This window comes from Nocardiopsis trehalosi NBRC 14201, assembly GCF_001552555.1.
GTDB lineage: Bacteria > Actinomycetota > Actinomycetes > Streptosporangiales > Streptosporangiaceae > Nocardiopsis_B > Nocardiopsis_B trehalosi.
In genome coordinates, this window is record NZ_BCRK01000226.1 from 1 (window position 1) to 8,336 (window position 8,336).

An 8,336-nucleotide genomic window follows, 5' to 3' on the forward strand; every position below is an offset into this window, starting at 1 on the left:
GGGGGGGGGGGGGGGGGGGGGGGCGGCGGGGGCGGGGCCGGTCAGGTCGCGGAGCGGTCCAGCAACCCCGACAGGGTGGCCTCCGGGCTGATCACGTCAGGGTCGGTGCGGGCGTCGATCAGGGTGGGCGCGTCGGCCTCCAGCGCCGCGGTGAGCGCCGCCCGCAGCTCCTCGGGGGACTCCGCGGTGGCGCCGCGCGCCCCCAGCGAGCGGGCGTAGCCGGCCAGGTCCAGGGGCCCGCTGATGTCGGTGCCCGCGGTCCGGCCCAGCTCGCGCGCCTGGTGCATGGCGATCGTCCCGTACATGCCGTTCTGGAACACCACCACGATCACCGGCACGCCGAGCCGCACGGCGGTCTCCAACTCCTGGCCGGTCATCAGCAGCCCGCCGTCGCCGGCCACGGCCACCACCGTGCGGTGCGGCTCGACCAGCTTGGCGGCGATCGCCGCCGGGACCGCGTAGCCCATGGCCCCGCTGGTGGGCGCGATCTGGGTGCGCGGGTGCCGGAACCGCCAGCCCCGGTGCAGGAACGCGGCGAAATTGCCGGCGTCGTTGGTGATGACCGTGTCCTCGGGCAGGACGTCGCGCATGGTGTCGACCACCGCCCACGGGTGCAGCCGGCCGCCGGGGTGGGCCAGGACGCCCACCGGCGGAACGGTGGTGGCCCGCCACGCCTCGTGGGCCGCGCTGTAGTCGCGGTACGGCGCGGTCACCGGCGCCTCCGCCAGCGCCTCCAGGGCCCGGCGCGCCTCGGCGACCACCCCCATCCACACCAAGGTGGTGCGCCCGATCTGCGCGGGGTCGATGTCGATCTGCGCCACCTTGGAGCGGGCGCCCGGCTCGGCCGCGGGCAGCCGGTAGCCCTGGGTGGTGGTGTCGCTCAGCCGCGACCCCACCACCAGCACGGCGTCGGCCTCCTCCAGCGCGCCCAGGACCGGCTTCGGGCAGCCCAGCCCCAGGTGGCCCAGGTAGAGCGGGTGGTCGTTGGGGAACACGTCCTGGCGCCGCCACGCCGCGTAGACGCCGGTGTTGAACCGCTCGGCGACCGCGATCAGCTCCTCGCGGGCGAACCGGGCGCCGCCGCCCGCGATGATCACCGGCCGCTCGGCGCGGGCCAGCCAGTCGGCGAGCCGGTCGCGCTCGGAGTCGCCCAGCGGGGGGCGCGCCGGGACGGCGCCGGGGAGCGCGGTGGGCGCCGCGACCCGCTGCCCGAACAGGTCGCCCGGCACCACCAGGGCCACCGGCCCGGGGCGGCCGGTGGTGGCGATCCGCACCGCCTGGGCGGTCGCCTCGGCCAGCCGGTCGGCGCGGGTGACCGTGGTGGTCCACTTGGTGATGGGGGCGTAGAAGGCGGCGAGGTCGACCTCCTGGAACGCCTCGCGCCCCAGGTGGGCGGTCTCGACCTGGCCCAGGAACACGATCATCGGCGTGGAGTCCTGCATCGCGGTGTGCACGGCGACCGCCAGGTTGGCCGCCCCCGGGCCGCGGGTGGCCGCGGCGGCGGCGGGCAGGCCGTACAGCTTGCCGTCCGCCTCGGCCATGAACCCCGCCCCGTTCTCGTGCCGGGTCGAGACGAGCCGCATGTTGCTGCGCCGCTCGATCGCGTCGGTCAACTCCAGGAAGCTCTCGCCCGGCACGGTGTAGCAGCGGCGCACGAACGAGGCCGTGAGCACGTCGACGACGTGCTCGGCCGCGGTGCGCAGGGGGGCGTCACTCATGGAGGTCCTTCCGGCGGAAAAGGGGGTCGGTGAACCTCACCGTACCGCCGTGCGCGGCCGCCGGCGGCCGGGTCGGCCCAGGCCGGCGGCGCGCAGTACGGCGGTGGTGCCGGCGGCCGCGGAGACCCGGTCAGCCCAGGCCCGCGGCGCGCAGGAGCGCGGTGGTGCCCGCCGCCGCGACGACCACCACGAGGAACGGGGCGCGCAGCACCAGGGCGGCGACGGCAGCGCCCATCCCGGCCAGCCGCGCGCCGTCCAGCTCCACCGGGCCGTCGGGCGCCACCGCCTGGAGCGCGATCAGCGCCGCCAGCAGCGCGACCGGCACCGTCATCGCGAACCGGCGGACGGCCGGGTGGTCGAGCAGCCGGCGCGGCGCGGCCAGTCCGGCGTACTTCAGCAGGTAGCAGCCGACCGCCGTGACGACGATGGCGATCCAGACGCTCACGGGCGCTCCTCCGGGTCCACGGTGGCGGGTGCGGCGGGTGCGGCCGGGCCGACCAGCCCGGCGAGGGCGGCGAGGCCGGCGACGAGCACCGGCACCCCCGACGGCAGGAACGGGGTGCACAGCAGGGCGATCCCGGCGCCGAGCGCGGCCACCACCCGCTCCCGGCCGCCCTCCCGGAGCCGGGGCCACAGCAGGGCGAGGAAGATCGCCGGGCCGACCGTGTCCAGGCCGAACGCCGCGGTGTCGCCGACGTAGCCGGTGGCGACGGCGCCGACCAGCGTGGTGGCGTTCCAGGCGAGGAACAGGGTGGCGAACGTCGCGGTGAACGCGGTCCGGGCGTCGCGCTCGTTCGACTGGGCCAGGGTGATCGCGGTGGTCTCGTCGATGACCCCGTGGGCGGCCACCGCGCGGCCCAGGCCGCGCCGGGCGCCGAGCAGGTCGGCCAGCCGCAGGCCGTAGAGGGTGTTGCGGCCGCCGAGCAGCAGCGCGCCGATGGTGCCCGCCACGAGGTCGCCGCCCCCGGCGATCACGCCGACGAGCGCGAACTGGGAGGCGCCGGTGAAGGCGAGCAGGCTCAGCGCGCACGTCTGCGCGACGGTCAGGCCGGCGGCGACCGAGGCGGTGCCGAACGCGACACCGGACACCCCGACCGCGAGACCGATACCCAGGGCATCACGAACCGGGGGAGAAAGTGCAAAAGCGGAGGTTCTCACGCGCCGAAGGTACGTCCCGCACCCGACCAACGTCTTGAACGTTCTTGCACCCCGCCCATCCCCGCCCACGCCCGCCCGTCCCCGATCGGCCGCCGCCCGCCGAACGCGGCCCGTCCGCGGTGCAGCGCGCGAGGACGCACACGGCCGAGTGCTCCAGCGGCGGGTGGCCGAGGAGCGTCGGGGCCGAGTGACCGTGGACCGGGGGGCGGGGGTGGCGTCCGCTCCGGTGCGGGCGGGTAGCGTTGCCCGGCATGGCCGATCCCTTCGACGCCCTCGGCCTCCTGCGCGCCGAGGCCGCGCTCCTGTGGGGCACCGACCCCCGGGGCCGGCTCACCCATGACGCCCACCACCTGGCCGTCGCCGAGGCCGGGGACGGCCGCCGCGCCGCTGTCGCAGGGGCGCACCTGCCGCCGGGGCTCGCCTCGGCCGCCGTCCGGCTCGCCCTCGCCCCCGGTCCGGACGCCCTCGCGCGCTGCCGGGACCTCCTCGCCGACGCCCGCGGGCCCGTGGACGTGTCCGCCGGTCCCAGCCACCTCGTGCCGAGGGGCACCCCGGTGCCGCCGTGCGCCGGCGTCGTCGCCCGCACCGACCCCGGCGCCACCGACCTGGCGGGCGCCGCGCCCCCGACCTGGGAGCCGGGGGAGTGGGCCGACCTGGTCGCGGGACGGCTGGGACCGTGGGCGGCCGTCCGGCGCGGCGGGCGCGTCGTCGCCCTCTGCTTCACCCCGGTGGCCGGGCCCGAGGGCGCCGAGGCCGGGGTGTGGACCGACCCCGGCCACCGCGGCCGCGGGTTCGCCGCGGCCGCCACCGCCCGATGGGCCACGTCCTTCCCCGGCGGGCGCCCGCTGTTCCACAGCACCTCCGACGCCAACCGGTCCTCCCAGCGGGTCGCCGCCCGCCTCGACCTGCCCCGCCTCGGCCGGCTGTGGAAGGCCTCCCGCCCCGGGCGGGGCGGCGAGCACCACCGGCGGCTGGGCGCCCGGCTGACCGCGCGCGGGATTCGGACCGGCCCGCCGGGGTCAGCGGGGGCGGTACATCCGCTCGATGTCGGCGGCGTGCCGGTCGAGGATGCGGGCGCGCCGCATCTTGAGGGTGGGGGTGAGGGTCTCGGCCTCCACGCTGAACGGCTCGGCGAGGATGGTGAACGCCCGGATCGACTCCGCCCGCGACACCGCCGCGTTGGCCGCGTCGACCGCGCGCTGGACCTCGGCGCGCAGACCGGGGTCGCCGGCCAGGTCACCCGGGCCCGCGTCGGCGGGGTGGCCCGCGCGCTCCCGCCACGCCGCGAACTCGTCGGGGTCCAACGTGATCAGCGCCGTCACGAACGACCGGCCGTCGCCCACCAGCATGCACTGGTCGACGAGCGGGTGCGCGGCGATCCGCTCCTCCGCGGGCACCGGCGACACGTTCTTGCCGCCCGCGGTCACCAGGATCTCCTTCTTGCGGCCGGTCACCCGCACGTAGCCGTCGGCGTCGACCGCGCCGAGGTCGCCGGTGGCGAACCAGCCGTCCACGAACGCGTCCGCCGTTGCGTCGGGCCGGTTCCAGTAGCGGGTGAACACCTGGCCGCCGCGCACCAGGATCTCCCCGTCCTCGGCCAGCCGCATGTCCACGCCCGGCAGCGGGCCGCCGATGGTCCCCGGCCGCACCCGGCCCGGGACGTTCGCCAGCACCGCCGCCGTGGTCTCCGTCAGCCCGTAGCCCTCGAACACCTCCAGGCCGGCGCCCCGGTAGAAGTGCAGCAGCCGCGCGTCCAGCGCGCCGCCCCCGGAGATCACCCGCCGGCACCGCCCGCCCAGCGCCGCGAGCAGCCGCCGGTAGACCAGCGGCTCGAACACCCGGCGGCGCAGCCGCAGCGCCAACCCCGGGGCGCCGTCGTCCAGCGCCTCGCTGTAGGCCACGGCCGTGGCCGCCGCCGCGTCGAAGATCCGCCGCCGCAGCCCCGAGGTGCCCTTGCGGGCGGTCGCGTGGATCTTCTCGAAGACGTAGGGCACCGCCAGCAGGAACGTCGGCCGGAACGTGCCCAGGTCCTCGATGAGCGACCGGACGCTGCCGGTGTGCCCCAGCCGGGCACCCGCGTGCACCACGCCCACCTGCACCATCCGGCCGAACACGTGCGCCAGCGGCAGGAACAGCAGGGTCGACGGCGGGGTGCCGTCCGGCTCCGGCTCGAACAGCACCGCCAGCGCGGTGACCACGCTGGCCACCTCGGCGAAGAAGTTCGCGTGGGTGAGCACGCACCCCTTGGGCGCCCCCGTGGTCCCCGAGGTGTAGACGATCGTCGCCGGGTCGTCGGGGCGCACACCCGCGCGGCGCTCCTCGACGGCCGTGTCGGGCAGGTCGGCGCCCGCCGCGACGAGGTCCGCCAGGGCGCCGTCGTCCAGCGTCCACACGTGCCGCAGCCCGGGCACCCGCGCGCGCACGTCCTCGACCGTGCGGGTGTGCTCGGCGTCGTCGACCACGCAGGCCACGGCGCCGGAGTCGGCCAGGATCATCGCGATCTGGTCGGCCGACGACGACGGGTACACCGGGACCGAGACCGCGCCCGCCGCCCAGACGGCGTAGTCGACCACGGTCCACTCGTAGCGGTTGCCCGACAGCAGGCCGACCCGGTCGCCCGGGCACACGCCCGACGCGATCAGGCCCTTGGCGACGGCGACGACCTCGTCGCGGACGTCGGCGGCGGCGACGTCGCGCCAGGCCCCGTCGACCCGCCGGCTGAGCATGGCGTGGTCGGGGTGGCGCTCGGCGCGCGCGAACAGGGTCTCGGCCAGCCCGCGACTCGCGGGGAGGTCGGTGGCCGGTGCGGGGGTGGAGAGCTGCGTCACGCCTTCCGGTCTATCGGACTCCCGTAACGGAAACGCACATCCGGGACGCTCCGACGGCATGAGATGCGCCATAGTCGGCGCAGGTCAGCGGCGTACGCCGGAAAAAATCCGGGATCACACCCATAACCCGGCGGCCACCGGACAGTGAAACAGTGAGCACGCACCAAGCTCGCCACACGAGGTCCAGGAGGAACTCATGACGAGGAAGAGCCGCTTCGAGTACACGGCAGGCAAGCTGGTGGGTCGCGCTCGGGCCACGCTGAACCGGGCCTCGCGGCCCCGCACCGGGACCCGCACCACCGGACGCTCGCCCTTCCCGGGCCGCGGCCCGATCCCCGGACGCACCGGGATGCCGGGCGGACGGCCGGTCGGACGGCGCCGCCCCGCGGGCGGTGTCGGCGGCCCCGCTGGAGGCTCCGACCCCCTGCTGCAGATCACGCGGCGGATCAAGCGCGCACTGCGCAGCCGCTGACCGCTCCGGCCCCGGCCGGAGACCACTGACCTCGGGGATCGCCGGCGGGCGGTCCCCGAGCCCCACCCGCGCCGCCCCGACCGATGTCGCACCCGGTCGGGGCGGCGCGTCGTCATACGCGGTGCAGCTCCACGTCGCGCAGCGCGCCGCCCTCGGCGGTCGCGGTCAGGTAGGTGTGGTGGGGCTGGCGGCGCCGGTCCGTCGGCGACCCCGGGTTGAGCAGCCGCAGGCCCGTGGGCGCGGTCGTGTCCCACGGGATGTGGGAGTGCCCGAACACCAGCACGTCGGTGTCGGGGAACCGCTCCGCGCACCGCTTCTCGCGGCCCTGGGCCTGGCCGGTCTCGTGGACGACGGCGAACCGCACCCCGCCCAGGACCTCCCGCGCCACCTCCGGCAGCCGGGCCCGAAGGTCGGGGCCGTCGTTGTTGCCGTACACGGCGACCAGGCGGCGGGCGCGCGCGGACAGGCGCTCCCACGTCTCCAGGTCGCACCAGTCGCCCGCGTGGACGACGGCGTCGCACCGGCCGACCTCGGCCCACACCGGGGCCGGCAGGTCGCGGGCGCGCCGCGGCAGATGGGTGTCGGAGATCAACAGCAGACGCATGGGCACCGGGAGAGGGGCCGGGGACGGGTGGACCCCTCCACCCTAGAACCCCCACCAGCCCCCACCCACCCCGCCGCGCCGCCCCGACCCGCCCCACCGCCCTCGTCCCCGCACCGCCGCGCCACTCCTCGCGAGCGGGGCACGCATGCCGCGGACCGCGCCGCGCGGCGCGGCCCACGTGGCGGCGCGCGTGGCGAGGGCGCACCGCCATAAAGTCCGCGAAGCACACCAGGCGTCGGCCGCACGCCGTGCCGCCCTTGGCGATCAGGCCGCGCACGGCGCGGACCGTGCCGCGCGCGGTGGGCCCACGTGGCATCACGCGCCGCCGCTGAGAGCGCCGGGGAACGGCCGTATCGCCGCCCCACCTCGCGTCGCCGGCGGCGCGGCGGTCGCACCGCCGCGCGGCCGTGCGGAGCGCGCAGGGCGTCGCCCACACGCCATGCCGCCGCGCCGCGCGGCGCTTCCGCGTGTAGCGCGCATGGTGTGAGCCGCACCGTCGTCTTGGGCGCACGGGCGTGCCTCGCCGCTCCGTCCGGACGGCGCGTGCATGACGTCGCGCGCGGCGGGTAGCGTCCGCACGACCGCGACCGAGGGGGCGGCATGGCCGGCGACGATTTCGCACGCGGTGACACGGTGGAGTGGAACTCCCACGGCGACCGCGTCACCGGGACCGTACTGCGCAAGATCACCGAGCGCACCGAGGCGGCCGGGCGCACCGTCGTCGCCTCCAAGGAGGAGCCGCAGTACCTCGTGCGCAGCGACGCCACCGGAGCGGAGGCCGTGCACCGGCCCTCGGCGCTCCACCGCACCGGTTAGCGCGCGGCCGTCCGCGCCCGGGGCGGCGCCCCGGCGCCCCGCGCGGGCCCCACCGTTCGCGCACCTCACGACCACCGTGCGGGCTCCACCCGGGACCACCCGACGACCCGGAGCCCGCCGACGAACACGACCTGGCGCCCGCCGCCCCGGCGGCGGGGAGGGGGAGCGATGAGCGGGCCCGACCGCGAGCAGATCCGCGACGACTTCGCCGCGGCCGTCAACATGACGCCCAAGGAGCTGGCCGACTGGCTGGAGACCGACGCGTCCCGCCGCGTCGGCGACACCCGAGGTGACGGGGAGTCCACCGGCCACCGGTCCGGTCGGCGCATCGTCGCCCTGCTGCGCACCAACCGCGCCGACCTCACCGACGACGACTACGCGCACATGCGCGAGGTGGTCGGCTACGTCCACCGCCACCTCGCCCAGCGCCCCGCAGGGGACGTCACCGACACCCGCTGGCGGTACTCGCTGATGAACTGGGGACACGACCCGAACCGGTCGTGACCGGGCGGCACGATGCAGACCTTCCTGCCCTACGCCGCGTTCGCCGACGCCGCCGCGGCCCTCGACGCGCGCCGGCTCGGCAAGCAGCGCGTCGAGACCCTCCAGGTGCTGCGCGCCCTGGTGTGGCCGCGCTACGGGTGGCAGAACCACCCGGTCACCGCCATGTGGCGCGGGTTCGTCCCCGCGCTCGTGGGCTACGGGGTCGCCGTGTGCCGCGAGTGGCGGGAGCGCGGCCA

Annotated in this window: 8 protein-coding genes; 3 read left to right on the top strand and 5 right to left on the bottom strand. The window is 77.0% G+C overall.

Translation table 11 applies throughout. The annotated features are described in order from the left end of the window. Positions 1–41: 41 nt before the first annotated feature. The 5 genes from NT8_RS25370 to NT8_RS25395 form a co-directional block, all read right to left on the bottom strand. The gene (locus NT8_RS25370) at positions 42–1,718 is read right to left on the bottom strand and encodes a thiamine pyrophosphate-dependent enzyme (RefSeq protein ID WP_067974762.1); all 1,677 of its coding nucleotides are present in this window, start codon (positions 1,716–1,718) and stop codon (positions 42–44) included. Positions 1,719–1,848: 130 nt separating this feature from the next. Beyond that, positions 1,849–2,163: an AzlD domain-containing protein gene (locus NT8_RS25375; protein WP_067974764.1), complete on the bottom strand. Its 315-nt coding sequence runs from the start codon at positions 2,161–2,163 to the stop codon at positions 1,849–1,851. Further along, positions 2,160–2,876 (bottom strand): AzlC family ABC transporter permease, encoded by a 717-nt coding sequence (locus NT8_RS25380; RefSeq protein WP_157515975.1) that lies wholly within the window; start codon positions 2,874–2,876, stop codon positions 2,160–2,162. Before NT8_RS25380 ends, NT8_RS25375 begins: the two co-directional genes overlap by 4 nt. A 1,019-nt stretch (positions 2,877–3,895) precedes the next feature. Then, positions 3,896–5,704: an AMP-dependent synthetase/ligase gene (locus NT8_RS25385; RefSeq protein ID WP_067974769.1), complete on the bottom strand. Its 1,809-nt coding sequence runs from the start codon at positions 5,702–5,704 to the stop codon at positions 3,896–3,898. Positions 5,705–6,288: 584 nt separating this feature from the next. Continuing rightward, the gene (locus NT8_RS25395) at positions 6,289–6,780 is read right to left on the bottom strand and encodes a metallophosphoesterase family protein (protein ID WP_067974782.1); all 492 of its coding nucleotides are present in this window, start codon (positions 6,778–6,780) and stop codon (positions 6,289–6,291) included. A 600-nt stretch (positions 6,781–7,380) separates the two neighbouring features. Here NT8_RS25395 and NT8_RS25400 point away from each other — a divergent pair. The 3 genes from NT8_RS25400 to NT8_RS25410 form a co-directional block, all read left to right on the top strand. Beyond that, positions 7,381–7,596 carry a hypervirulence associated TUDOR domain-containing protein gene (locus NT8_RS25400; protein WP_067974775.1) on the top strand — a complete coding sequence of 72 codons (216 nt, stop codon included), beginning with the start codon at positions 7,381–7,383 and terminating at the stop codon, positions 7,594–7,596. Between the two features lie 168 nt (positions 7,597–7,764). Further along, on the top strand, positions 7,765–8,100 hold the full coding sequence (locus NT8_RS25405) for a DUF3140 domain-containing protein (protein ID WP_067974778.1): 336 nt from the start codon (positions 7,765–7,767) through the stop codon (positions 8,098–8,100). Positions 8,101–8,112: 12 nt separating this feature from the next. After that, positions 8,113–8,336, top strand: a 224-nt coding sequence (locus tag NT8_RS25410) for an MSMEG_6728 family protein (protein WP_169805263.1), incomplete at its 3' end; no start/stop codon positions are given.